Below are 25,265 nucleotides of genomic sequence, written 5' to 3'. Positions count from 1 at the left end.
AAACGTTAGTTCAACAGAACAACGAGCAGTTCACATCAGACTGCTCTTTTTATTGAGGTAAGGATGTTGCATGGGAATAATGTCGATAACGTGGGGGGGCTTAGCTTAGCTGGGATTGCGCATCGCTGGTAGCAATGAGGTCAGTGGTTCGATCTCCCTTGGCTCCATATAAACAATGAGGACATCCTTAAAGTCACTGAAGTAATGGATAAGTACGACCAATAGCTCAATATGGACATGAAGGCAGCCGTTGCAAAAATCGGCTGCTTTTTCCACTGGCAGAGTAATTCAAATATAAAGTAAGTTGTTGAGTGACTGATGACAGTTGTTATGCGCTTGGGGTTCAATTAAAGATGAACTTCATTAAGTGAAATTTCAAGAGGACATGAAACGTACTAGCGATGACTCCCCTTTTTGGGTAGTAAAACTAAAATGCAGTAATGAGTTCATTGGTCTGGATTAATTGAGCAGCAATCATTAGGGGATAAATACCGAGGAATCTTTTGAGCTGATTCATATTTGCAGGAGAAATTTCCAAAAGATACTTGTGAGTAATGTTATTCTATAGTAATATTAATATATAGTAACAAAATGTTTTATCAGGAGGTTGTTAATGAATTCGATTAAATTGTCAAAAGGTGAACTCACCAAACAACGACTTTTACAATCAGCTGCAAAGGAATTTGCTGAGCGAGGGTACCATGAAGCTAAAATTAGTACAATTGTATCAAACGTTAATCTCACTCAACCGTCATTTTATTTGTACTTCAAAAACAAAGAAGCAATATTTCAGGAGTTGATTAGCCACTTCCGTAAACAGTTAATTCCTTTTGTTGAGAGAACCTATGATATTGCCAAGATGCCTCATGATGAGGTACCGCAAAGAATTCAAATAGGCTTGTCCCATCTATTTCAATTTTTCGCATCTGATCCGAACCTGACAAAAGTCGCTTTTTACCATTCGGAGCAAGGAGAAGAATTCCGACTTGTGATGATTGAAATGATGGCTTCAATTTTCAAACATTATCAAGAAGTAGGCCTTATACGAAGTTCCTTATTTATAGAGGTCGCTGCAGAAGGTTTTATTGCCATGTTAGATCGATTTACTTACCGTATAATTCTCACAAATGAGCGTGACATCGACACACTCGCTAAACAAATGTCAGACACTTTCTTCTATGGGATTTTGGCTGAACGAAAACAAAACTAAATACAGAAAGGAAAATGTTAATGGCTTGGGTCTTAAAAAATGTTTCATTGATTCAGGTTTTACGAAATGGCTTTCTTGCTACCTTGTTAATGGAGATGTTTTACCGCCTAACAGACTTGTTTTTACACCATAGTTTGGATGTCGCAGTTGGAATCGGACAAATGTTCATGTTGCATTCCCCCTTGGTTATACGAATTGCAGGATATGTTGTGTTTTTAGCTGGGGGAGTAATCTTCTCCTATTTATATGCTCGTTTCATTCCAAAACGATCCATATGGACGGGTTTACTTTATGGGATAATCTTTCTTTGGTTGATTGTAGATGGCTTATTGTTTGAACCTTCTTTCATAGGTGTAGATTATGGAGTTATGTGGGTCATGATCAATTTCTTAGGCCATTTCGTATATGGGGGATCACTTGGTTTTTTCTATGGTGGTGAGTATAGGAAATCATTGAAATCAGTTATTGGAGAATTGAAAAATGAGGTTTGAAACGAAGTTGCGATCTGGAGTCATTCTGGCAACAGTACTCATGGTAGATGGATTGGTTCATCTTTACTGGGCCACAGGAAGTACTTGGCCTTCTGCTAATGTCAAAACGCTTTCACATGCAGTCCTTAATGCAGATGTATCCTTTGGACCATGGGTTGTCATTCCACTTGCATTACTCTTGCTTACCGCAACAATTATCGTGTTGGCGAAAATACGATTTCTTGGAAAGTTTAACAATCTTATACCTGACAGGCTTCTTAAATCTGGTTTGTTATTGCTTTCTACAGGGCTTTTCTTACGGAGTCTTGCGGGTATTGTTTGGGTATTTGGCATAGGAGCAGATCCTAAAACAATTTTCTATTGGCTCAACCTCTTCGGATACACACCTATCTGTATAGGGCTCTTCATTGCTTCAATGTTGGTCTTTAGCTTATCTAACGAGAACCAGGCCTCATAGCGCTACGTCTTCATTCGTTGGAACATAACAAACACCGACTCGCGGATTGACACTTTTTCATCTAGAGAATGATTGGGACGGAGAACGATAGTTGAAAAATGACATGACAGCAGCCGCTAGATAGATCGGCTGCCTTTTCCACGCTAACGGGTAGTAATGTTGCAAAAAAAGGTGCTTTTGCGCTTAAGTCGAATATGTTTGAACCGTGTTGGAGTAAGGAGCGAAATATGGCTAAGAACGAATTAATCCTCGATGTTGCTGGAGTGCTTGCTACAAATTTTTCTCCTCTTTTTTGGCAGGAACTTTCGGAAGATTCAAATACACCTTATGAAGTGCTTTTTCAGTTTAGAAAGGAAATGCGTGAAGAGTTATGGACTGGGAAGATACCACTGGAGGGGTTCTGGAATCAGCTATGCAGGAAATTTCCTGCAATTAATAGAGACAGGGCAAAAGAAATCCTATTTTCAAATATACGACCATTGCCAGGTATCGATAAAGTACAGACATGGAGCAAATACGCAAACATCCATCTATTAAGCAACCATCGCATAGAGTGGATTCAGTCCATTCTGAAGCCAATTGAACCATATGTGCGCAGTATAACGATATCCAGTCAAGTTGGTTATTGTAAGCCTAATCCTGAAATATACGCTCTTGTTCATGCACGGTTTACTCATAAGGAAAATATTTGGTTTGTTGATGACCAAAATAAAAATTTCAGTGAAGCAAAGTTGCTCGGCTGGAATACCTTATTAGCCGACGAAAACGGCGACTGGATTCACGAAATTACTTCACTGTTGTCGAGACATGAATAGTTAACCATTATTGAGCTAAACGGGACGTCAAACAAAGCAGGCCCGTGGACCTGCTTTGTTCATTGAGGTAAAGGAAAGTTTGGTGGGAGAAAAAGGAATTGCTTTCCAACTAACGGTACAGGTCCTGTAAATGGGGCGGTAACTTATGATCCTCGACGTGCTTGTAGCTAACGGTCTTTACGTCCCCGCTCAAACCGACAAGAAATTTAATCTCGTCGACACCTACGGAAACGTGAGCACCGACAAATGGCGTTACTACGACGGTTACGGAGTAAGTTGTTTTGTTCGTTGAAGCTGCTTCACACGTTACTTGCGTACCAATAAACGGTGCGTAAGTTGGCGGATGCACCAGTATCTTTCCATAATACTTATTTACTTCGGACGTTATTTGCGGACTTAGCAGTCTTGCGATAACTGCATTACATACAGCTTCGTCTTCGTTTGGAATTGCCGATACAGTGGTAGGTTGACTGAATAACAGTATACAGACGGCAAAGATGAATTTTAACATTAGCCCTCCACAGAAAGTTTTGAGGTTATTCTTCACATTTCTCATTCAAAAATTACTGAAAAAGTGGATGGGGTTATTGAGCTAACGCAAACGATAGTTCAATAACACCTGGAGGCTGCCAGCATGATCGGCAGCCTCCATTACGATACGTGCAGATTTACTCAACAAACTGGCACGAAAGAACGGCTGATTAAACGGGCTCATGTAATTTCTTTTTGTTCGTTTCCGTTGTCACAAATCAGAGCCTTACATCGTTATATGTGCAAAACGTAAAAGGAGCTGAGGAGAGATGAACGACTTGACATGCGTAATCATCGGAGGCGGCCATGCAGGGCTTGCAGCGTTCAAAAAAATACAGGAAACGACCCGGGGCATGGCGAATGGACGGCGGATACGGTTTGTTCTGTTCGACAAGCAGCCGGGTCATGTGCGCAAAGTGATGTTGTTCCGGCCGGCCGCGGGCGAGGAAGAGATTATAGTTCCCTGGGCGCATTATTTTTCAGAAGGAGTCGAATTCGTGCAAGGTACGGTTACATCCGTGGATAGTGAGGGAAAACGGATTCGATATACGGATGCACAAGGAAATGATACCCGATTTCGTTATGACCTTTTAGTTGTGGCGGTCGGTAGCATCGTTCGGCGACCGAATCCCGATCAGGGAGGGATCGCCTTGACCGACCCGCAAGTCGCGGTAGACATCCGGGAGCACTGGCGTGACAATCTGCGGAAGGCTGCCGTCGAGACGAACCCTGAGGAACGAAAGCGACTGATGACAATCGCGGTTGCGGGAGCGGGCATCAGTGGCATCGAGACGTCCGCCGAGCTGGCGCTCGCCATGCGGAAGAAAGCATCGGCGCTAGGGCTGAATTCGTCCGATGCCTATGTTTATTTGCTGGATGCACAGGAAAGGCTGTTCCCGGAAGGGCCGGAGAATGTTGGACGGAAGTTGGATCAGGTGCTCAGCGAATGTGGAGTCACAGTGCTTCACAATCGTAAGGCGATACGGGAGGAAGCAGGAGTGGTGACGCTCAGCAATGGAGATCGTCTGGCGGTTGGCCTATGCATATGGACGATTGGCCTGATACCGAATCCGGCCCTTCGCAGCATGGGCTTGCCGCTTACTCCTGAAGGTCAAGTGCTGGTGGATGAATGCTATCGCGTCCAAGGGATGTCGGGCGTATACAGCATTGGCGATTGTGCGAGAATCGTCGATCCGAGTACCGGCAAGGCAGATCAGATGACGTGCAAAGAAGCTGGGCCGCAGGCGTTAAGACTGGGAAAAATCATGATGGCTGATCTGGAGGGCCGTTCCGCGCCGGTTCACAAATCGTTTTTGGATACCTTCGGCTTCGGCCTTGGGCAAAATCGCGGGTTGATGTGGGTACGCAAATGGGGACTTGATATCATCATAACGGGGAAGCTTGCGTGGAAAGTCAAAAAGCTGGGATGGGATTTTGCTAGCTGGCTCCGATAGAAACAAAGGGACCAAGTTGATATATGTCTAATAGCCCGGAGAAGGTGAGACGGCGGATGGAGGAACTGTACGATCAATATAGAGCGCTTCTGTTCACGTTGGCTTATCAGTTGACTGGCTCCGCGGCAGACGCGGAAGATGCGGTGCAGGATGTATTTGTTAAGGCGTGCGACGTATATCCCGAACGTTTGGAGGAGCCGAAAGCGTATTTGTGCAAGATGGTAACCAATCGCTGCCTCAATCTGCAAAAGTCGGCGAGGAAGAAGAGGGAGATGTACGTCGGTCCCTGGCTCCCTGAACCGATTCGGACGCCGGAGGCGGATCAGCTCGAGACGACGGTCGTCCGCCGCGATCTGCTGTCTTACGCTATGCTCGTACTGCTCGAGCGGCTGTCGCCGACGGAGCGGACGGTTTTCGTTCTGCGTGAGGCGCTGGGCTTCAATTATCCCGAAATAGCGGAACTGCTGGGCAAGCGAGAAGCGAATTGCCGCAAGTTGATGAGCCGGGCAAGAAGCAAGATGGGAATATCCGAAGATGAGCCAGTCGCGGCCGAAGCGGTCGAACAGGAATGGGTTAGCCGGTTCCTCGCATCCCTCGAACAAGGTAACGTCGATCATGTGATGTCTCTGTTGACCGAAGACGTCATGCTCGTCGCCGACGGAGGCGGAAAAGTAACCGCGTATAAGCGTCCGATACAAACTCGCGATCATGTGGCCAGAGCCCTGCTCGACGGGTTCCAGAGGATAGGGAATTATCAGGAAAGACTTCACCTCGAGGCTGCTCATTTAAACGGTGAAAACGGTATAGTAATTCGTTCGAGGGACGAAACTTTGGCCGCTATATTTATACATCTCCTACGCGGAAAGATTGCCAGATTGTATGCCGTACGAAACCCGGATAAGCTTGCCCGGGTTTAGTCAGTCGACTGCGGATTTTTCCAAGTCTCCTTCAAAGTTAAATAATTTACAAAGTAAGGGCCATCCCACAAAGGATGGCTCTAATACTTGCCGTTAAAGACAGCGCGGAGAACCGTATCACAAACATAAGACTAAGGATCATTAAGCTAAAGAGAAACGATAGTTCAATCAATAAAGCGTGAAGGCAGCCGGCAGATGATCGGTTGCCTTTTTCTTAATGGCAGTTATCTTCTTAACAAATATCCATAGTAACCTAACAAAAATCCATTCTTATTCTTATCTACAAACCGTTATACTGCAATTAATTAATACGGGATGGGGGAATTTAGATGAAAGTTATAATTGGTGCAGGAAAAACAAACTATGATGGTTGGCTCAGTACACAAGAGGATGAGTTGAATTTACTTTCTTTGGAAAGTTGGAATACCTTATTTAAACTGGGGAGTGTTGATGCACTGTTGGCTGAACATGTGTGGGAACACTTAACTTATGAAGAGGGGGTTGTTGCTGCGAATCATTGCTATGAATTTTTAAAACCAGGTGGGTACATTCGTTGTGCCGTTCCGGATAAAAATTTTCGTAATGATCGGTACCAACAGATGGTTCAAGTCGGTGGTCCTGGTCCGGTGGACCATCCAGCGGCAACTCACAAAATAGTTTATGACGCGAAAACATTCGTAGAAGTATTTGAAAAAGCGGGGTTTGAAGTATCATTGCTGTAATATTGTGATGAAGAGGGAGATTTTCATTATACTTACTGGAATGAAGTGGATGGAAAGATAGGAAGATCCTTTCGGTTTGATACAAGGAATTCTATCGAAGGACTTGGAATGGTTTCCATTATTATAGACGCAAAAAAGCCATTGATAATAAAAAATAAGCTCTGAGTGTTTCTTGCATCATCTATGAGGGGGCAAGATTTTCAACTAACGGACAATATAGCTTAATATGACGCTACCGCCGGCTTGAACGGTAGCCACGTTGTGCTAAAGATCGGACCTTCAGGCTTGGATCTCGCGACCGGGGAAAAAGTCAATGAGCCGATGAGTCAGGAAAGGATCGATTCCGTTGTTGCCGCTTACGCACAAGCGGCGGCGGATGCCAAACGGATCGGCTTTGACGGGATTGAGCTTCATGGCGCCCACGGCTATTTGATCGATCAGTTTTTCTGGGAGAGAACGAACCAGCGCACCGACAGCTATGGCGGAGACCTTGTGAAAAGAACCCGTTTTGCGGCTGAAATTATTGCGGCTTGCCGTCGCGCGGTAGGACCCGATTTCCCTATCCTACTGAGGATATCGCAATGGAAATCAAGTGATTACGAGGCGAAATTGGCAGCCAATCCGGATGAACTGGCCAAATTCCTTGCGCCGCTTGTAGAAGCGGGTGTTGATGTATTTCACTGCTCGATCCGCCGCTTCTGGGAACCGGAGTTCGCCGGTTCCCACCTGAATTTTGCAGGCTGGGTTAAAAAATTAACCGGCAAACCTACAATCACTGTGGGCTCCGGAGGTCTGGATAATGAGTTTCTATCTTCGTTTAGAGGGGAAAACGCAGGTACGGCGAACGTGGAAACTTTGACCGACAAGCTTAACAATAGAGAGTTCGATCTGGTTGCAGTCGGCCGTGCGCTGCTGGTTGATCCGGCATGGGCGGCTAAGGTCAGCGATGGCCGGCTTGACGAGCTGAAGCCTTTCACCCCTGAAGCGCTGCGTTCGCTATCTTGATTCTGCTGTAATTCTAACCTTTTGTTTATATGATTGGGCACTCCGAGTTAGTGGGAGAGCCCGTTTTTTTGTTTGACGACTTAACATGTGTTATAGCAATTCCTGCAATTGGCGATAGCGGGTGGAATTGATCGGTGGCCTTTTCTGAACCGAGGGACGGGCAGATTAGTTTAATTGTGATATGCTGAACCGTATCATAAGTAAGTGAGGTTAAAAATAGAACCACTTAGAACGTTATTGTGACAACGGTTTAGGTGGTTGTTTTTGAAAGTAATCATCCAAATTCAACTATTTACAATGTAACAAAATCAGGGAGAAGTTTCAAAACTTGCTCAAAGCTCGAAAATCTTCGAGTTATTGGCGCTTTAGTTGAGTAAGGCACAATAAGATAGCTCTTTTTCGTATTTTATTATTTAACAATCTAGGCGCATAGATCTAATAGATCAAGCGTCTTTTTTTGTGCCAGATTGTGTAATTCTACGGACTGTTCTTGAGAGAATAGATGATTACGTTAATTAAATAAATTTCATATTTATGAAATTATTTCATAATATATTGCGTGTTACTCTAATATATATTATATTATTCACAATAATGAAAATTAGGGGTGAAGTTATGAATATAGGAATGGAAATAAAGAAATTGAGGACTGAAAAAGGAATTACTTTGAAAGAGTTAAGTGAAAAAAGCGAACTATCTGTTGGATTTCTGTCTCAATTAGAAAGGGGGCTTACTACCATAGCAGTTGATTCACTTGAAAAACTAGCTGATATTTTGGAAGTACATTTAACACATTTTTTTGATTATCCACTTAAAAGGAAAGATATGGTTTTAAGAAGTTATGAACAAGAATTAATGGATTCAGTAGAAGGTGGTTTTATTAAGTATAGTTTAAGTACAAATTTAGAAAATAAACAACTTTTTCCAAGGCTTATAGAAATTCTTCCTCAAAAGAAAGATGAAGAAATATTATCCTATAAGCATAAGGGAGAAGAGTTCATTTATGTTTTAGAGGGTATATTAACAGTTTACATAAATGGTCAGAGGCATGAAGTATATCCTGGTGACAGTGTTCATATGGACTCAAATATTGCCCACAATTGGGCTAATTATACGAACAAAAAGGTCAAGCTTATAGCTGTTAATACGCCTAATTATATCTACAATAGTGGGTTTTATACTACAGATGCTGATTAGTAAAGACATTATATAAAGTAAATAGAAAGTGATCATAACAATGGATAAACTTGTATTATATCTAATCGGTTCTTTTTTTGTAATCGGAGCTATTGATTATATTACCGGAAATCATTTGAAACTGGGTGGGAAATTTGAGGAAGGCATAAAGACCATGGGAGCTTTAGGACTTGGCATGATAGGAATACTTTCTTTAGCCCCCATATTTACAAATTTTTTATCCGCTGAGATTATTCCAATCTTTAGAGTTTTTCATCTAGATCCTTCTATCGTTCCTGCAGCATTTTTAGCTGTAGATATGGGGGGCTATCAAATGGCTAATGAGCTAGCATTGACAGAGGAAATGGGGGCATTCTCAGGAATTATCATCGCATCTACATTAGGAGCCACACTTAGTTTTTCAATACCTGTCGCGTTAGGGATGCTTTCTAAAGAGGATGAAAAATATTTTTCTAAGGGTGTGTTGGTTGGAATTATTACTATACCAATAGGATGTCTTGCAGCAGGCTTATGGCAAAAAATAAATATCAATATATTAGTATGGAATCTGGTACCTATATTTGTTTTTGCCATTATTTTTGGAGCAGGATTATTAAAAGCTCCTCATGTTTTTATAAAAGTTTTTAATGTATTTGGAAAGCTTATAATGAGTTTGAGTACTGTTGGATTACTTTTACAAGGTATAGATGTGATATTTGGTGTAAGGCTTGTCTCAGGATTAGCACCACTATCTGAATCTATTGTAATAGTAGGCAAGATCGCATTTGTTTTAGGTGGAGCATATCCTATGCTAGCACTTATCAATCGAATTTTTAAAAATAGTTTTAAAGAAATAGGGGAGAAATTTGGAATTAATTCAGTGTCAGTAGCAGGCATTCTAGGAAGTTTGGCTAGTAATCTGTTGATATTTGGAACATTTAAGGAAATGAATCCTAAAGGAAAAGTGGTATGTACTGCCTTTGGAGTAAGTGGAGCATTTGTATTTGGAGGTCAATTTGGATTTGTGTCAGGAGTAGCCCCAGAAATGTTAGGAGCGTTTATCATATCAAAGCTTACAGCCGGAATAATTAGTATAGTACTAGCTGCATGGCTATATGATCGTGAAAATAAAGAATTTAGTCTTAAGGAAAATGGAGGTATTAGTAATGAATATCAGGGATAGGGTCGAAAAGTTAAGACAGCTAATGAAAGAAAATCAAATGGATGCTTATATAATTCCCAGTTTTGATGCACATCAGAGTGAATATGTAGCAGAACATTGGAAATGTAGACAATGGATATCAGGATTTACAGGGTCTGCAGGTACTGTAGTTATTACATTAGAGGGTGCTGGGTTATGGACAGATGGTAGATACTATATTCAAGCAGAAAAGCAGCTTGAGGGCTCAGGAATCAGATTATTTAGAATGGTGGATCCAGGGGTACCATTTTATTCAGAATGGCTAGCAGATGTTCTTAATGAAGGAAGCATTGTGGGCTTTGATGGAAATGTTTTTTCAATTAATATGGTTAAAAAGATGGAAAAAGATCTAAATGCAAAGAGAATCGTATTAAAAATGAATCAAGATTTAATTGGTGATCTGTGGGAAGATAGACCGGAGATTCCTAAAGGACCAATTTTTACTCATGACGTAAAATATGCAGGCAAATCACGAGTAGAAAAATTAAATGAACTAAGAGAAGAAATGAAAAATAAAGGAGCAAATTATTATATTTTAACTTCCCTTGATGACATTGCATGGCTTTTGAATATAAGAGGGGCCGATGTGCCTAACAATCCAGTTGTAATAGCTAATGTAATCGTAGCAGAACATAAATGTTATTTATTTATTGATTCTTGCAAGGTTCCCTCTTTAGTTAAATTAGAACTGGAGGCTGAAGGAATCGAGTTAAAAGCGAATCATGAAATACAAACATTCTTGGAGAATCTTTCAAGCGGAGATGCCATTATTCTAGATTCGAATAAAACAAATATCAGATTATATAATGCCATTAACAGTAATACAAAGAAAATTGAAAGTCCTAACATCACGACTAATTTAAAAGCTATTAAAAATGAAGTTGAGATAAAGAATTTAAAATGGTGTGATATAAAAGATGGTTTAGCCATGGTGAAATTTATAAAATGGCTAAAAAAGTTTGTAGATAAAGAAGAAATTACAGAGATTACTGCAGAAGAAAGATTAGAAGATTTCAGAAGGGGGCAGGAAGGATATGTTGGACCTAGCTTTGATACGATAGCAGGTTATAGAGAACATGCTGCGATGATGCATTATAAAGCCAATAAAGAAACGCAATTTACTCTTAAGAATGAAGGTCTTTTTTTAATTGATTCAGGCGGACAGTATTATGATGGAACAACAGATATTACACGAACGATTGTTTTAGGAAAACTTACCGATGAACAAAAAAGAGATTTTACTTTGGTGTTAAAAGGATTTATTGCATTAAGCTCAGTAAAATATTTATACGGAGCTACAGGCTCTAACTTAGATGTTTTAGCAAGGCAACCAATATGGCAGTATGGTTTAGACTATAAATGCGGGACAGGACATGGGGTAGGTTTTTTCTTGAATGTTCATGAAGGACCACAAAGCATAAGGAATAATAATAATAATGTTACATTAGAAAAAGGCATGATTATTACGAATGAACCGGGAATATACCTTGAAGGTAAATATGGAATTAGAATTGAAAATATGATGTTAGTAGTTGAAGACGAGAAAACAGAGTTTGGTCAATTTATGAAGTTTGAAACAATTACGTATTGCCCAATTGATTTAGCCGGTATCAATAAAGATATGTTAACAGAGAGTGAAAAGCAATGGTTAAACAATTATCATCAAGAGGTATATACGAAGCTAGCTCCTTATTTAAATGAAGAAGAGAGCGGATGGCTAAGGGAAGAAACTAGGGAAATATAAATAGGTATTGCCGAATACAAGTAATATTTTTCGCCTTAAAGTATAAAATCAATGATATTCACTAACCTTTATGCCGATTCCTTTAAAGTACAAGTAGAAAATGCATCAGAACCTGTTGAAAATGTACGAGGGAAAATACAGTTACGCTTTCCTTACCGTGAATAGACTGCCAGGGATTCGTATTATCTTAAGCGAAGATCTTCAATATATCTATTCGTTTGCTTTTCATAATAATCAAATCCGGACCATTTATTCCGTAGCGAATCCTGAGAAACTAAGACATCTATAGAATGGAGCGGTTTAATGGACCCATGCGGGAGAGATCGTCGCAGACAGTGTCATTTGCCAACTGAGAAGGGCGCCCGATCTGGTGCCCTTTCGCCTTAGCTCTATAATTGTTACGGTGAACATAAGTAGAGCGAAATATGAGGCCGCGAAGCCTTGCGGAGCTTGAGGGTTGCTATACGGCTTTCCAATTCGCCATCGGAATCGATTCGGCACCTTGAATATCGGCATCGCCCCTGGGGTAATAATTAGCATGCGAAGCCGGATGGATATGAACGAAAGGATATGGCTGTTGCATTCCCTCAACGTTCGCTCAGTTAAACCGGTGCTTGTGCCTTTCGAATCGAATATTTTATGTTACGATATAAGAATTGAAGAGGCTGTGATAAAAATCGCTTTAACTGTATCAAAGTACGAGTCGGAACGGCTAGGAGGCACTTATGAGAGAATTCGAGCTATTAACGAGTATTGAGTTATCGAATGAGTTTATCCAACATCATAAATTGTCATTTCTCTATATTACTAGCACTGATTGCAGCGTATGTCACGCATTACAGCCGCAGGTCCAGAAATTAATGATGAAATATCCGGAAATCCAATTGGGGACCTTAAATGCGCAGGAAGTAAAAGAAGTCGCTGGGAGCTTCTCTATTTTCACTGTGCCTGTTTTGTTGCTTTTTGTGGAGGGGAAAGAATATATACGTGAAGCGCGAATTGTGCATATGGATCTATTAGATGAAAAGATCCGCAAAATTTATAACATGGTGGTTTAATTGACAGTCCTAAGGAGAAGAAAATTGATGGATCAGTGGAACGAGCGATTTGGATCGAACGAGTATGTATATGGTGAGCAACCAAATGCCTTTATCAAAGACCAAGCACACCGATTGAAAGGGAAGCAAATCGTGGCTTTTGCGGAAGGAGAAGGCAGGGGGTGTTTCTGGCAAGGCAGGGATATCAGGTGACGGCATGGGATTATGCGGCGAATGGGTTGAAGAAAACGGATCAGCTGGCGGAACGATTCCAAGTGAAGGTGGAAACCGGGCTAAAGGATTTACTGCATGATCCAGTGCAATCGGAGACTTATGACGGATTTTGTGGAAAAAAACCGAGATATTCTAAGAAATGAAACGAAGAGGCTTAGAAAATAATTGTTCTTATTTTGGGACAAATACTTTTAATCATGCTTTACCACTATCTTATGGAGAACCGTCCATAAGTCATTGAACTAACGCAGAACGATAGTTGAACGAAACAAAGAATACGCAATAGAGGAGAGCGGCGAATGAACAGTTTCACAGTACATGGAACGTTACAAGATTGTAGCATTTCCGTATCGTGGACCAAAGACGGCGGACTCACGGGCGACGTAGAAGCGATCGAAGCGGTAAAGCGAATAGCGTCATTATACGCCGGCCAAACGATCGAGGTAACTCCAACAGGTCCATTTATTACTGGAGACCACCTAGCACACCGTCACGGCGCGCTTTATCTTATTAATGAGACACTCGACGAGATCGAGGAAATAACCGGTGACAACCCGGCAAACGATTGGGTGTCGGGAAGGATATACTAGTAAATAGAGGGCACGTTCAGTAATAACGATAGTTGAGGAGTTTGCTTCGCGGCAGCTCCTCTTTTATTTATTATAGTAAAGGGCAGGATAGTTGAACAATACTAATATCTTTAACTCACACTTGCATATAACCTATGTGGTAATGTAATGTAACTGATCTTTCTGGTCAATAGAGGTGGAGGAATGAAAGAATGTCTTTTTTAAATGGAATAGAATTATGCCGTCGATTTCATATGGAAGTCGTAGAGCCTGTAATGTCGGACACCTACCCTTACTTATCCTATGCATCGGCTTTAATCGGTCCAGGTAGTGAAGTGCTCGGATATGTTACGGAAATGTCAACTGATCACGATTGGGGACCCAGGGTATATCTTTTTCTTAACCAACAAGATATCGGGTATTCCGAACAAATACAAGTATCTCTGCTCGAGCAAGCTCCTGGACAGTTTTGTGGCTTCCAGGTTGATTTAAGTATGAGCATAATTACAACGGTATCGAGGTTCATTGAAAGCTATTTGGCTCTTAACAGGGATGAACCCATAGAGCTAATGGATTGGCTAACGTTTCCTTCGCAGTCGCTTCTTGAGATAACTAGTGGAGCAGTTTATAGGGACGATAATGGTCAATTATCCACGTTACGCAATCAACTCAATTATTATCCTCACGATATATGGTTGTACCTTATGGCATCATGATGGCAGCGTATCGGTCAAGAAGAACATTTGATGCTTCGTTCGGGTAATATAGGCGACGAACTTGGCGCAGCTATTATTACATCACGCCTTATCCGCGATATCATAAATCTTTGCTTTTTAATGGAGCGTCAATATGCACCTTATCCAAAATGGCTTGGCACAGCATTTAAGCGTTTGAAATGCTCTGATCATTTATTCCCTTATCTTTGGACTGCACAAACGGCAGCTACATGGAGAGAACGTGAGCATGCATTTAATAATGCTTACAAACATTTATCAAATATGCATAAAGCCTTGGAATAACTGAAAAGCTCCCTAGTGATGCTTCGTACTTTTATGATCGTCCATTCAAAGTAATGAATGGCGAAGGAATCGCTAGACTCATTGCAAACCAAATTGTGGATACAGGTATCCATCAGTTAGCCGAAAAACGCTTGATCGGTAACATAGATCAGATTACAGACAATACTGATTTCAGAAAAATAAATAGGTGGTCTGATGGAGAAGGACTGCAAGCCAGAAAGGCTTTGAAAAGTCTAATAAGCCTTGTTTGAAGGGATCAATAGGTTCAGAACTTCTGCCCACATTAATGATATCCCTAGAGACGCGAATGTTTGCGGTATTTCATAGGGGAAATACCCGTGCAATGCTTAAAAAAGATGCTGAAAGTATGAATCGAGGAGAAATGCAGTTCCTCTCCGATCGTAGATATTGACTTGTCCGTCTCGCGCAGCTGGTATTTAGCCTTGTCTAGACATAAGCTCTCCTTACATGACTACTGATGAGGTTGATAAGCAAGTACAAGAGATATATTCACACTTATTAACTGCTGAGCTAACTAAGCTTGAAAATGATGAATCGGATTTATCTAAATCTAAACAAGAGTACTTAGATCTTAAGAGGGCTATTCCAAAGTTGCTATCACAACTCAAAAGTAATACTGACCTAGCACTAAAAGCAGTTAGTGATAATGTTTCAAAAAACTTACAAGGACTCTTCTCAAACAAAGATTTACAGCTTGCAGTTTCAGGCGGGGATAGTAATGGATTTTCTATTTCAGAAATTGTAAAATCTACAAACTCAAGTGTCACAATAGACAATAAGCAATTTCAGGGAATGCCTTTGTCTACACAAGGAACAGGGATCCAAAGAATGAGCTTAATATTTATATTTCAAAATATGATTGAACAAGGCATGCTTGGTATTAACGAAAATAAGATGCTACTTATTGACGAACCAGAAGCATTTTTACACCCTGAAGCAGTACGTGCATTGAGCCAATCATTATATACTATTGGTGGTAAAATGCCTTTAATAATCTCAACTCATTCTCCAGTTTTAATTGATTTATCAGAGAATCACACTTCTATTCAGGTACTTAGGATTGGAAGTGATGAAGCAATTGAATTATTTCAATCCTCTAACTCAGTATTTGATGAAAACGACATTGCTAATATGAAAATACTTAATTATGTAGATTCTTATATAAACGAATTTTTCTTCGCTAACAATATCATTATTGTTGAAGGCGATACAGAGTTTTAGCTCAGGTTACATCAAAAGGTTTGCAATTTGAGGGAATGATCTACACAAATGCAACAATGGTTAAACAAAAATGGTTCGAGCAAGCCGAAAGAGAGGGGCCGTGGCAGATACCAATCTTATTTTGGCGCGCAAACCAAGATAACTTAATTTTATTTGAATCTGGTTCCTACATACAAGCTACCGCGGTTGAAAATAACCTTGGTCCACCTGAAACATTAGATACTTATCACGAACAATTAAGAGCAATAATGGAGGAAAAAAGTAGATGTATAATCCAATCGTTGTACCAAGGAATAAAAAATACGGCAACAATTATTGGAAACTAACGTCTATACTGGTGAATTTAAGTTACTTCTCGACAAGTATCCGGAGATTAAGGATCTAATTGACGATTTATATTTAGGCAGGAACCGAAAAACACTAGAACCGCACGCTTTGCTTTTTGCATTTTTTCTTGTGGGGGAATCGGAACAGATTAGACTATATATATAAAGAGACTTACACTGGATAATACTGACATGTGTATAAAATACGGGTTTTGTGAATATGTCTTACTAAACATCTATACCCATTAGCGAATTCTGCCTCTTTGTGTCGGATGACAAGATCATATATCGTTAAAGGACAAGAACATATATCGTTTGCCGAAAAAGTTAAAACCCCGTCAATTAATAATCGACGGGGTTTAAAAAATCAAAATCGCAACTTTGATACATAACGATCAATCATTAGTTTGAGTTGCATATTTTCCTCGCTTGGGTTATCAAAAACATTCATTGCAATATTCATCGGAGTAAACGATTTCATACGATTAATTTTTCTCTTTCTGCTAACTGAGAAATTTGGGCATTGGAAATTATGTATGGTTTCCTCCACTTGCTCCTGTTGGAAATATTCAATTAATAGTGAAGCATTTTTCTTAGATGTTATTTTAAATGCAAACTTCCGGAAACTTGATTCTTTAATTTGTCTGATTTGTTCCCACGACGGTGCTGATTCTCGCCGAGTTCCCTCTTCTGCAATTCTAAGCCTTGAATTAAAAAAATTCATACAGAATTGAGCAGTAACCTTGTTCAATATCCATAATAATTCTTTTGCCGCTTTGTGACGTTGTAACTCTTTAAATAAATATTGGAGTTCTTCGAAGATGAGCTTAGTAGCTATCTGAAAAGTATATTCAAAATGTCTAGGTGATTCAATTTCTTCCCCTCTTGTATTACGCCTATAAAAATATTCATTTTCTAGTAACGACTTCCTCCAAAAGACATATGCATATGCGTATGGACATATTTTGGGAAACTCTCCTCGATCTCCTAAGCGCATCTCCCAAAGTTGATTTATACAATGGGAATGTTTTTGCAGTAAAGTTTTCCTAAGGTGTCGGTCAACAGACTTAAATGTTGATTTATTATCAAAGTATATCTGCTCGATTAAAATAGGGGTCTGCTGCATTCCGTCTCTTTTAATAGATTGCACACTCAAAAAGCTTGATGTCAGATTGGATTCAGTTAAGAGCTCAATGCTCCCATGCTGTGGCATAAATAGCCACCAAATATTTACCTCATCTCCCCCTTTCCTTGATATCCATCGTAAAACGGAGGGATCAGTAATATCGAATTTTTTATCCCACTCACTCCACAGTTTTATTGAAAAATCGGCAAGGATATAGCCGCATACACACGTAAATGGACTACTTAACCGCTTATTACTAAGCAAGAAAGGAATTTCTTCTTTGCAATTTGGACAAGCTGCAATTAGTTTCGTTCCGTGATACGGACATTTCGAAACAAGAATAAATTGATGGAACCAACTGTGGAAACCCGTGTTCAAGCAATCGATACACCACCTTACATGTTTGGCAAACCAGGTATGAGGTAGCTCACGAAATTGTATTTCATTCGTGAAGCCACTTATCCAATCGTAACTTCCGCCGTATAAACTAACTAATGATTTATAATCTTGATTAGTAATTGCTGTTGTATATGCTTTTATTACTTCATCAGGATCCTCTAATGTATTATTTTTATTTTCTGAACAACTGGAGAGAAGCAAAGTCAAACAAAGAAAAATTATAAGCCTCATTACATTCACCCCTCTACTCAAAATTACCATAATATGGAATGTATTTACTAACCTAATAATCTGAGGGAGTTGAGAAAACAGCCAATGACTGCCGTCTCTTCGTGTGGATTGAACATACGTTCTCCGTTAGCTCAATGAGTACGTGAATTATGGTCAAATTTTATTGGTCGGCTTTTGTTTCGATAAATATTAATACTTATTAACCATAGCCCCGAATGTGGATGCCTTAACAAAGGGTAATCCGTTTAAAGATTTCAATTGGTCTTTTGTCCCCGTAACAACTACTCCAATAATCAAGCCGTTTCTCTGGTTTTGCTGAACAACTTTATCAAGTTTTTCGAAGACATTCCCATTAAATTTTTTTTTGTAACTTTTGAGTTCATTGAGTCCTTTAATAAAACTTTCCTCTGTTGTATTTACTTTTTGACCAGGACCCGAAACTTCATATGCCCTAAACCCATAAATAAATCCTTCTTGCTCAGGGAAATCAGTACCTTTTATTTTTAAATCTTCCTGTGCATAACTGTTTATCCAATACCATGTAGGTTCTACTATATCAGGAAGAAATTTTTGAACATCAGTCAGTGAATAAGCTTTATCAAACGAAATAGCCATTTCGATATATTTATTATCTGGGAGTTCATCTAGTTTCGAAATGTCGTTAAAGTAGTTTGTATACCGAAGAGTGGGATGATAAAAAAGCATGATTTGTTGTCCATTTTCTGCATTATAAAAGCGACTATTTCCATTCGCATCAAACAACTGCACATTTCCGTGATCTCCAACTAATCCAGATAAACCACCTATTGCTCCATATTCCAAGGTATTACTACTCCAAGGAATTACATGTTCTTTAATTATTTTGTAACGATTAATTTTCAGTGTACCTCCTAAAAACCCATACTGAACTTGCCGTTGAGCAATATACGTATCAGGTTCCATAAATGGTTGAAGAATTTCAATAGCAGCGACACCGTCCCATCCTTTTTCACCCATCCAAGCCTTATTCGCAATATATCCCCCAAATAAGATAATTAGAGCAACGGTTGCTGATATGATGATGTTCCGTATAATATTCTTTCTGCCAACTTTTTTGAATATATTATTAACAGATTCATTTTTAAATGGTTCTATTTGTTTTTCTTGATCATTCATTATCTGTATACCTCCTGTAATTTTTAAAAAATTGTTTCTTTGCACGTGATAAATAGGTTTTAACTTTTTCAATCTTCATTCCTAGAGAATTACCGATATTTAGGTAACTCATTTCTTTTTCGTATTTCATTACCAATAACTCTTTATAGGTTGGTGATAATTGATTTAACACTTGCTGAATTTCTTGGTGACATTCTTTCAATATCAGTTCTTCTTCTGGGAGAGGATTTTGCGAAATCTGATAATCCAAGTCGCACGAAAGTTTTACTAATTTATTCTGCTTTCGGCAGAGGTCATAATAAGCATTAATTGCAACTTTAAAGAGCCATGCGGTTAAATTGTTAGATGCGATAGAATCCGCATATAGTAAGGCTTTGTAAAAAGTTTCTTGTACGATATCTTTCGCATCTTCGCTGTTTGCACCGTTTTTAACCAAATAAAGATAGATAATATTCATATGTTTTTTTATCCACTCACTATCTTGCGAATTCATTTACAACCTCCTTTCGTCTAAATAACGATTGGGGACAAAAAAAGTAAACAAACATATTGAAACATATTGAAATTTTTCGTTTTTTTATCCGAAGTAGTGATTCAATGAACCATAACTCAAAATAGTTCTTTATATCGCGATTGTTGCATTAAACTGCCCTTAGTTTAACAGACTGCCTATAATGCGGCAGCCTGTTGTTGTGCTCTAATTATCAGTTAGTTTAGTCAGTCCTTTAAAACCTTGTTTTGAGCCCCAAATGAACACAGTCTTTCCAAGCCATATTCTTAAATAGATGGAGTGAAATAAAATGGCTTAATAATATCCTTCTGCTCAATTTCAGTCCCATCATCAAATTTTGTTTCCGTTCGGACTATCCGGGTATTTCCCACACCTACTTCGATATATATCAATCGAAATAACCTCTTTTTTTACAGAAGTCTAGCATATCAATATTAACACATATTGGAAGTATCCTGCCCTTTAGTTGAGAAAAGGCTACCAGTTTTACCCGGCAGCCCTTAATTTATAAACTATAGATATCCGCTAAATATTATTCCATAAAAAAGAAAAAAAAGAATATATTTCATAGCTGTTGTATAATTAAATATAAGTACAACTATGAGAGGAGCTGCTAATCATGTTGCAACAAATTTCAGATTATGTATTTATGGGTTCCTTAGGTTTATTTGTGATTACAGTCATTATATATTTCTCCGGTAGCGGTGGGGAGTCTAACTATATCAATGCCGCAAATACCACAGGGGTACAAGCAATTACAGGATCTACTTTAACAGACCTACAAATGAATCATGACCACAAAAAAATGGCAAACCCACAGCAATATCGCGTGAAAAAACTTCTGAAATCATACCTATTTTGGATTTCAGTTACTGGATTGATCGCTTCGGTAGTTCTCACTAAAATTTAGCAAAAACCATATAACTTGGCTGCCGATTCGGTGCCAAGTATTTAATATTTCTTATATAGACAATATCTACGTAAACAACGGTATTTAACTATCCTGCCCGTTCAACGAGGCTGCCGATTGATGCCGGCAGCCTCGTCCTGGTTTCATTGAACAAACGTTCTTCGTTAGTTTAATACAAACGGATTCATTTTTGCTCTTCAATTGCCCAGAAACGATTTCCGTACGGATCAAAAAACATCATAACCTTATCTCCTCCACCACCGAGCGTAATCTCTCCCACTGTGACGCCGCTGCGAATTAAATTAGATCGCAACTGCTCGATGTCTTCTATTGTAAATTGTATTGAATAATGAGGATTCAGCTTAATGTTACCTGTATACCAAATGCTGTTTTCGTCAGTTTCTTCTTCTCCAAAAAGTAAGATTTCCTGCCCGTTTTCCAACTTAAGACTTGCAATCCCCATCTTCCATATCAATTTGAATCCCAGCACATTTACATACCATTCAATTGCCTTTTCGTATTCTTCAAAATCACCTGATTTCGTCACTGGAATACCTACCACAATTTCTTTAACACCCATAAACCGTTGATACCTCCCGCATCGTTATACAAATTTGCATTGATGTAATGGTATTTATGTATCTTAAAAAGATTCGGCATTATTGTCACGCTAACCTGCCCGTTAACGTAATGGAGACTACCATTTGTGCCGTCAGCCTCGTTTCTGAATTGAGCTATAGTATCGTTAGCTTAACGAGACTACCGAACATCGCCGCAGCAACCCCCGTATCGAGAACACCCTGATAGATGCAAAGGATTATTTCTTAACCTCAAAACTAGCTTTTATCTGTTCGACATCTTGTTCCAACAAGGTGTATTGTTCTTTATCTTTCTGGTTGTTGGGATCGTATTGCACGTCTGTTGGGGTGTCAAATGCATAAACTGCATCACCTAGCTCACCAATTTTAGAAATGTGAATAATTTTAGCTAATTCGATCCCTTTAGTTTCCCATTGATCCTTAGGCCAAACCTCAACTCTAAATAATTCGCCCTTTCCAACTTTTGTGGTAAATCTGAAGGCCATGATATCTTCATGCTTGAGTTCAACAACATCATAATTATCGCGCCATTTGGATGGTAACATAAGGATAAATTTATACTCCTCATTCTCATACTTAATACTTTTTGTGGTTGCAGTCGTTTCTTTTGAACAAGCGCTTAAAATCTGGACTGAGATAAACAGTAACAATACTGCACGAACTAACTTTACCATTGATGATCCCTCCTTTACACTTGAAGAAAATGATTCCTCATTATTAAGAAAAGTCAGCCCATCCACTTAGACTGGCTGTCTATTCCTGTTGTTAGTGAGCTCTCCTTTCCCATTCAATTGAATCATTTTAATACGCCAGATTCATACGTAAACTGCTCCGGTATATGGGAGTCTTTAAAACACGCATTAAACAACCTTTATCAAAGTCTTCTTTGAAATGTTCTCTATTTTCTCGCATCCAAGCAGAACACTGCCACACTATATACTCTTTTTCAATTCGTATTATTGTTTTTAAACTCCATATCCTTAAATTTTTCTTCATTAGCTTTATCGGTAAATTTTATCTGGTCAAAAGCAATAGTTTGTAGAGGCTTATCACCATCCAAAGATACAATCTTCAGGATAATTCCAGCTTGGTTATCAAACCAAATAGTTAGCTTATTTCCTAGTTTCCCTTCTTTACGGTTTATAACTATAACTGTAGAATCACGATCAAGGAACTTTTCTCCGCCCTTTAACGTCGTTTGACCACTATTAATGGCATCGTAAATAAACATTCCTGGATTCAGTAATTCGTTTACACCACCAATAGGTAGAAGTGTTCCATTATTTGCTGGGGTTAATTGAAGTATTTTAGCATCAGGTCCTTTAATTTGAACATTTGTTCCATCATTTATTGACTCCTCAAATCGACCCGGTGTTTTAGAATCAAATATGTGCTTCACGTAGAATCGGCTAGGCTCTTCGATAACAAGTTCAACTAGTTCCTTTTCTCCAGTAGCCTCAAATGTTATAACGATCTTTCCTTCTAAAGCTGAGTATCTATGATTCACATCCAGGAGTTTATTGATAATTGCTGAGATATCACTAACTTGTTCTTTTGTTTCACCAATTTGACCCGAATTATTGGGTTCAGTAGGAGTAGTCAATAAATTTAGATTTGACTCTTCTATTAAAGGTCCGTCTTGTGTAGCTGTACCATAATTCCTTACGTCGCAACCTACCACCATTAAAAAAATTACTATTGTGAGCAAAGACCATTTATGCTTCAATTAAACTTCCCTCCCCATATCACTATGTAACAATCTGATCTTCTCAGCATCCTCACTGTCCTTGAGTAGTGTCATTTATCCCCGCCCCATTTAATAAATTAGACAGAGAAATTCAGAAAAAGTTTCCTTTTACTGGGAAAATAATTAATGTTTCAAATTTATGTCCAATAAAAGTTACTTGAATGAAAGCCAAAAAGAAGCCACCTCAAGGCAGCTCCTCTTCCACTATCGTTTCCGTTAGCTCAACCATTACGTAGCAGTTCTGTTAAGCATCACTTATTATTTTGTGGTTTATGGTTTCGTCTATACTCGTCAACCTCAGCCCAAATTATATAACCTATTCCTACAAAAAGGGAAAATTTACTCAGTGTTAAAGGATAGTCACCAACAGAATAAAGCAAATGTTGAAATAACTCTGGATTCCATGAGCTTACATTTGAGCCAAAGATCGCTGCACTTAGATATTGTACGGATAATAGAAAAGCTGCAAGAAAGCAAAATACAACTCCTGTTCCCCTTTTAGACAAAAAAACAACTCCTTAAGATAATATCTCCAAATATTACCATGTCTCTCACATAATTTCACGAAAAACAAATTTATAAATACTATTCAGAGCTACTGAAGTATCCTGCCCGTCCTCAGAGAAAGGCAGCCACTTGATGTCGGCTGCCTTCCTGGTGTTTAATATTAAGCTATAGTTCTCCGTTAGCGCAATGATTCATGCCGAATGCCAAAGTGTGAACACAATGTTATACCATGTCCCTACCCCTACCATCAAAGTAAACTTACAATCACTACTTAATCTTTCGTGTGATGATTTCAAAATTCTTAGCCAATACCCAACCATTCATTCCGTATGATGACATAAGAATAATGTATTTATAACCACCTTCAATTAAGATTTGTTCCATTTCATTAATTGAATCATACATCACTGGCCATCCATAGGATTTCTGCTTTCTTAATAGTTCAGAATTTCCTTTGATAAACTTAAGAATATCTGATTCATAAATATCAAGAATAATACTGCTTTTCAATTGGTGTTCAAAAAAATGATTAAACACTTCAGTAAATACAATATCTGTTTCCTCAATTATTCTATTATCATCATATTTAGTATGTAATTTGATTTGATCATTTTGTAAATCGACTTCATAAGATAAGATTTCATTATCATGTACTTTTGACATAATTTATCTCACCCTCCCTTATGCACGGCTTGCCGAAATTACCGCTATTTCACTATCGTTCTGCGTTAGCGTAACAAAGGATTAGAATTTGTTTCAAACTCCTTGGATAGCCCATTTTATGAATCCAAATATATAGATTAACAGTATGGATGTAGAAATAATTAGGGCGGAAACTGGAATTATTCTTTTGCTGATTTTGAAAATACCAATTATGCTAAAAAGTAAATTTAATATTACACAAAAAACAGTATACCTTAGCCCGATAACTGTTAATTGAAGAAATGGCTTACCTGTAGCTAAACTATACAACATTAAACATATAATAGTAGTTGTAAGTAGTATTAAGACAAAGCTTAAAGCAGACGAATTTCCTTTCATCCTCACACCTCCGATTGAACAGGGAACAGCTGGCGGTAGCCGGTCGTGTGCTGGCTGCCTTCATTGAACTGTAGTTCTCTCGTTAGCTTAACGATATCAGTATTTATCTTGTTATCTGTTCGATTATTTTTCCATCTTGAGAACGGGCTGTAACAGTAGAGCCTGTAAGTTTTACTCCATCTGTTATTAAGAACCAAAACTTTTCACCGTTTTTATCATCAATGATTTTCGCTGAATATTGCTTACCATTATCAGAATTCACAAGTACGTCTACGATTTCGGCGTCAAATATTTTTCCATAGAGAATGTCTGTGTAATTTGAAAAGTCACTTTTTAAGTCACTAAAAGACCATCCGATTTTATATTCCTTTGGGGTTGCCGAAGTTGAACCATTTATAAAGTGCCAGCCAAAAAGGTCTTTCTTTAATTTCGCAATCCCAAAATAATCTTCGGATGCTGTTCCCCATTCATAAAACGCAATAGCTTTATTATTCTCTAATGCTTCAATATGAACAATTTTTGTCATAGGCTGGTTTAAAGATAATACAGCTTTTTCAATTTCCTTGGCATTGTTTTGTTGTCCAATGCCCATAAAATATGAAACGATTAATAAAATAGCGATGGAACAGAATACTTTGATTTTAAAGTGTTTTGACAAAAAACCAACTCCCACCTTAAAACTTATAAAGACGTTGTTTTTCAAGCTTATGATTTTTGAACTCCCCCTAATATGACGTTTCTATATTTTGGGTAGTTGCGTTTAACTGCCCAAAAGTTCGTCAATTAAGCTATTATCCTCACGCTCTTCTGCCCGTCCCTCAATCGTTGGACTTTCCAGCTTACGTTTTGAATTTCATCTAATTTAACCTGTTGTTGAGAAAGGTTTTCA

General features: G+C 38.8%; 26 protein-coding genes and 5 pseudogenes. 19 read left to right on the top strand and 12 right to left on the bottom strand.

Annotated elements, in window-relative coordinates; genetic code table 11:
• Positions 1–613 precede the first annotated feature (613 nt).
• From GC102_RS31750 to GC102_RS31735, 4 genes are all read left to right on the top strand, one after another.
• Positions 614–1,210 carry a TetR/AcrR family transcriptional regulator gene (locus tag GC102_RS31750; RefSeq protein ID WP_171693054.1) on the top strand — a complete coding sequence of 199 codons (597 nt, stop codon included), beginning with the start codon at positions 614–616 and terminating at the stop codon, positions 1,208–1,210.
• A 20-nt stretch (positions 1,211–1,230) separates the two neighbouring features.
• Positions 1,231–1,701 (top strand): hypothetical protein, encoded by a 471-nt coding sequence (locus GC102_RS31745; RefSeq protein WP_171693053.1) that lies wholly within the window; start codon positions 1,231–1,233, stop codon positions 1,699–1,701.
• A complete protein-coding gene (locus GC102_RS31740) occupies positions 1,691–2,158 on the top strand; it encodes a DUF3995 domain-containing protein (RefSeq protein ID WP_171693052.1) in 468 nt (155 codons plus the stop codon). Before GC102_RS31745 ends, GC102_RS31740 begins: the two co-directional genes overlap by 11 nt.
• 227 nt (positions 2,159–2,385) lie before the next feature.
• Positions 2,386–2,973 carry an HAD family hydrolase gene (locus GC102_RS31735; protein ID WP_171693051.1) on the top strand — a complete coding sequence of 196 codons (588 nt, stop codon included), beginning with the start codon at positions 2,386–2,388 and terminating at the stop codon, positions 2,971–2,973.
• 109 nt (positions 2,974–3,082) lie between these two features.
• Here the strand turns inward: GC102_RS31735 and GC102_RS31730 are convergent, their stop codons facing one another.
• Positions 3,083–3,484 (bottom strand): DUF3888 domain-containing protein, encoded by a 402-nt coding sequence (locus GC102_RS31730; RefSeq protein WP_171693050.1) that lies wholly within the window; start codon positions 3,482–3,484, stop codon positions 3,083–3,085.
• 289 nt (positions 3,485–3,773) lie between these two features.
• On the opposite strand from GC102_RS31730, the gene GC102_RS31725 reads away from it, so the two are divergent.
• The 12 genes and pseudogenes from GC102_RS31725 to GC102_RS40410 all read left to right on the top strand — a co-directional run bounded on the left by GC102_RS31725 (position 3,774) and on the right by GC102_RS40410 (position 14,582).
• Positions 3,774–4,958 carry an NAD(P)/FAD-dependent oxidoreductase gene (locus GC102_RS31725; RefSeq protein WP_171693049.1) on the top strand — a complete coding sequence of 395 codons (1,185 nt, stop codon included), beginning with the start codon at positions 3,774–3,776 and terminating at the stop codon, positions 4,956–4,958.
• Positions 4,959–5,014: 56 nt separating this feature from the next.
• On the top strand, positions 5,015–5,875 hold the full coding sequence (sigJ, locus tag GC102_RS31720) for an RNA polymerase sigma factor SigJ (RefSeq protein ID WP_171693048.1): 861 nt from the start codon (positions 5,015–5,017) through the stop codon (positions 5,873–5,875).
• A gap of 329 nt (positions 5,876–6,204) precedes the next feature.
• Positions 6,205–6,762: pseudogene (locus tag GC102_RS31715) on the top strand (class I SAM-dependent methyltransferase).
• A gap of 99 nt (positions 6,763–6,861) precedes the next feature.
• A pseudogene (locus tag GC102_RS31710) lies at positions 6,862–7,602 on the top strand (oxidoreductase); the annotation flags it as partial.
• Positions 7,603–8,217: 615 nt separating this feature from the next.
• Positions 8,218–8,799: a helix-turn-helix domain-containing protein gene (locus tag GC102_RS31705; RefSeq protein ID WP_171645931.1), complete on the top strand. Its 582-nt coding sequence runs from the start codon at positions 8,218–8,220 to the stop codon at positions 8,797–8,799.
• Between the two features lie 40 nt (positions 8,800–8,839).
• Positions 8,840–9,961 carry an ethanolamine utilization protein EutH gene (eutH, locus tag GC102_RS31700; protein ID WP_171693047.1) on the top strand — a complete coding sequence of 374 codons (1,122 nt, stop codon included), beginning with the start codon at positions 8,840–8,842 and terminating at the stop codon, positions 9,959–9,961.
• Entirely contained in the window at positions 9,945–11,723 is a 1,779-nt protein-coding gene (locus tag GC102_RS31695) for an aminopeptidase P family protein (protein ID WP_171693046.1), read from the top strand. The genes eutH and GC102_RS31695 overlap by 17 nt, the downstream gene beginning before the upstream one ends.
• Before the next feature lie 725 nt (positions 11,724–12,448).
• Positions 12,449–12,781 carry a thioredoxin family protein gene (locus GC102_RS31690; protein WP_171693045.1) on the top strand — a complete coding sequence of 111 codons (333 nt, stop codon included), beginning with the start codon at positions 12,449–12,451 and terminating at the stop codon, positions 12,779–12,781.
• A 27-nt stretch (positions 12,782–12,808) separates the two neighbouring features.
• Entirely contained in the window at positions 12,809–12,973 is a 165-nt protein-coding gene (locus tag GC102_RS40775; RefSeq protein ID WP_246321228.1) for a hypothetical protein, read from the top strand.
• Positions 12,943–13,137 carry a hypothetical protein gene (locus GC102_RS40770; protein WP_376769425.1) on the top strand — a complete coding sequence of 65 codons (195 nt, stop codon included), beginning with the start codon at positions 12,943–12,945 and terminating at the stop codon, positions 13,135–13,137. Before GC102_RS40775 ends, GC102_RS40770 begins: the two co-directional genes overlap by 31 nt.
• 156 nt (positions 13,138–13,293) lie before the next feature.
• The gene (locus GC102_RS31680) at positions 13,294–13,584 is read left to right on the top strand and encodes a hypothetical protein (RefSeq protein ID WP_171693044.1); all 291 of its coding nucleotides are present in this window, start codon (positions 13,294–13,296) and stop codon (positions 13,582–13,584) included.
• A 191-nt stretch (positions 13,585–13,775) separates the two neighbouring features.
• Positions 13,776–14,582: pseudogene (locus GC102_RS40410) on the top strand (DUF4037 domain-containing protein).
• Between the two features lie 295 nt (positions 14,583–14,877).
• Here GC102_RS40410 and GC102_RS31670 read toward each other — a convergent pair.
• Positions 14,878–15,024, bottom strand: a pseudogene (locus tag GC102_RS31670) (helix-turn-helix domain-containing protein); the annotation flags it as partial.
• Between the two features lie 26 nt (positions 15,025–15,050).
• On the opposite strand from GC102_RS31670, the gene GC102_RS31665 reads away from it, so the two are divergent.
• Positions 15,051–15,824 (top strand): ATP-dependent nuclease, encoded by a 774-nt coding sequence (locus GC102_RS31665; RefSeq protein ID WP_171693043.1) that lies wholly within the window; start codon positions 15,051–15,053, stop codon positions 15,822–15,824.
• A gap of 35 nt (positions 15,825–15,859) precedes the next feature.
• Positions 15,860–16,150 carry a hypothetical protein gene (locus GC102_RS31660; protein WP_171693042.1) on the top strand — a complete coding sequence of 97 codons (291 nt, stop codon included), beginning with the start codon at positions 15,860–15,862 and terminating at the stop codon, positions 16,148–16,150.
• A gap of 367 nt (positions 16,151–16,517) precedes the next feature.
• On the opposite strand, the gene GC102_RS31655 is transcribed toward GC102_RS31660, so the two are convergent.
• The 4 genes and pseudogenes from GC102_RS31655 to GC102_RS31640 form a co-directional block, all read right to left on the bottom strand.
• Positions 16,518–17,906, bottom strand: a complete 1,389-nt coding sequence (locus GC102_RS31655; RefSeq protein ID WP_171693041.1) for a hypothetical protein — start codon at positions 17,904–17,906, stop codon at positions 16,518–16,520.
• Positions 17,907–18,095: 189 nt separating this feature from the next.
• Positions 18,096–19,061 carry an anti-sigma factor C-terminal domain-containing protein gene (locus tag GC102_RS31650; protein ID WP_171693040.1) on the bottom strand — a complete coding sequence of 322 codons (966 nt, stop codon included), beginning with the start codon at positions 19,059–19,061 and terminating at the stop codon, positions 18,096–18,098.
• Positions 19,054–19,554 carry an RNA polymerase sigma factor gene (locus GC102_RS31645; protein ID WP_171693039.1) on the bottom strand — a complete coding sequence of 167 codons (501 nt, stop codon included), beginning with the start codon at positions 19,552–19,554 and terminating at the stop codon, positions 19,054–19,056. Before GC102_RS31645 ends, GC102_RS31650 begins: the two co-directional genes overlap by 8 nt.
• Positions 19,555–19,758: 204 nt before the next feature.
• A pseudogene (locus GC102_RS31640) lies at positions 19,759–19,964 on the bottom strand (DUF3977 family protein).
• A gap of 227 nt (positions 19,965–20,191) precedes the next feature.
• On the opposite strand from GC102_RS31640, the gene GC102_RS31635 reads away from it, so the two are divergent.
• Positions 20,192–20,482 (top strand): hypothetical protein, encoded by a 291-nt coding sequence (locus GC102_RS31635; RefSeq protein ID WP_171693038.1) that lies wholly within the window; start codon positions 20,192–20,194, stop codon positions 20,480–20,482.
• 184 nt (positions 20,483–20,666) lie between these two features.
• Here the strand turns inward: GC102_RS31635 and GC102_RS31630 are convergent, their stop codons facing one another.
• From GC102_RS31630 to GC102_RS31605, 6 genes are all read right to left on the bottom strand, one after another.
• The gene (locus tag GC102_RS31630) at positions 20,667–21,062 is read right to left on the bottom strand and encodes a VOC family protein (protein ID WP_171693037.1); all 396 of its coding nucleotides are present in this window, start codon (positions 21,060–21,062) and stop codon (positions 20,667–20,669) included.
• A gap of 237 nt (positions 21,063–21,299) precedes the next feature.
• The gene (locus tag GC102_RS31625; RefSeq protein WP_171693036.1) at positions 21,300–21,755 is read right to left on the bottom strand and encodes a methyltransferase; all 456 of its coding nucleotides are present in this window, start codon (positions 21,753–21,755) and stop codon (positions 21,300–21,302) included.
• 272 nt (positions 21,756–22,027) lie between these two features.
• Positions 22,028–22,807, bottom strand: a complete 780-nt coding sequence (locus GC102_RS31620) for a hypothetical protein (RefSeq protein WP_171693035.1) — start codon at positions 22,805–22,807, stop codon at positions 22,028–22,030.
• A 272-nt stretch (positions 22,808–23,079) separates the two neighbouring features.
• Positions 23,080–23,334, bottom strand: coding sequence for a hypothetical protein (locus GC102_RS31615; RefSeq protein ID WP_171693034.1), 255 nt, complete (start codon positions 23,332–23,334; stop codon positions 23,080–23,082).
• Between the two features lie 268 nt (positions 23,335–23,602).
• Positions 23,603–23,998 carry a hypothetical protein gene (locus GC102_RS31610; RefSeq protein WP_171693033.1) on the bottom strand — a complete coding sequence of 132 codons (396 nt, stop codon included), beginning with the start codon at positions 23,996–23,998 and terminating at the stop codon, positions 23,603–23,605.
• A gap of 481 nt (positions 23,999–24,479) precedes the next feature.
• Positions 24,480–25,034 (bottom strand): hypothetical protein, encoded by a 555-nt coding sequence (locus tag GC102_RS31605; protein ID WP_171693032.1) that lies wholly within the window; start codon positions 25,032–25,034, stop codon positions 24,480–24,482.
• Between the last annotated feature and the right edge of the window lie 231 nt (positions 25,035–25,265).

The organism is Paenibacillus germinis (genome assembly GCF_013141785.1).
Classification (GTDB): Bacteria; Bacillota; Bacilli; order Paenibacillales; family NBRC-103111; genus Paenibacillus_E; species Paenibacillus_E phytorum.
Note: the sequence above shows the minus strand (reverse complement) of the source record. Positions and strands in the feature narration are given on the sequence as shown.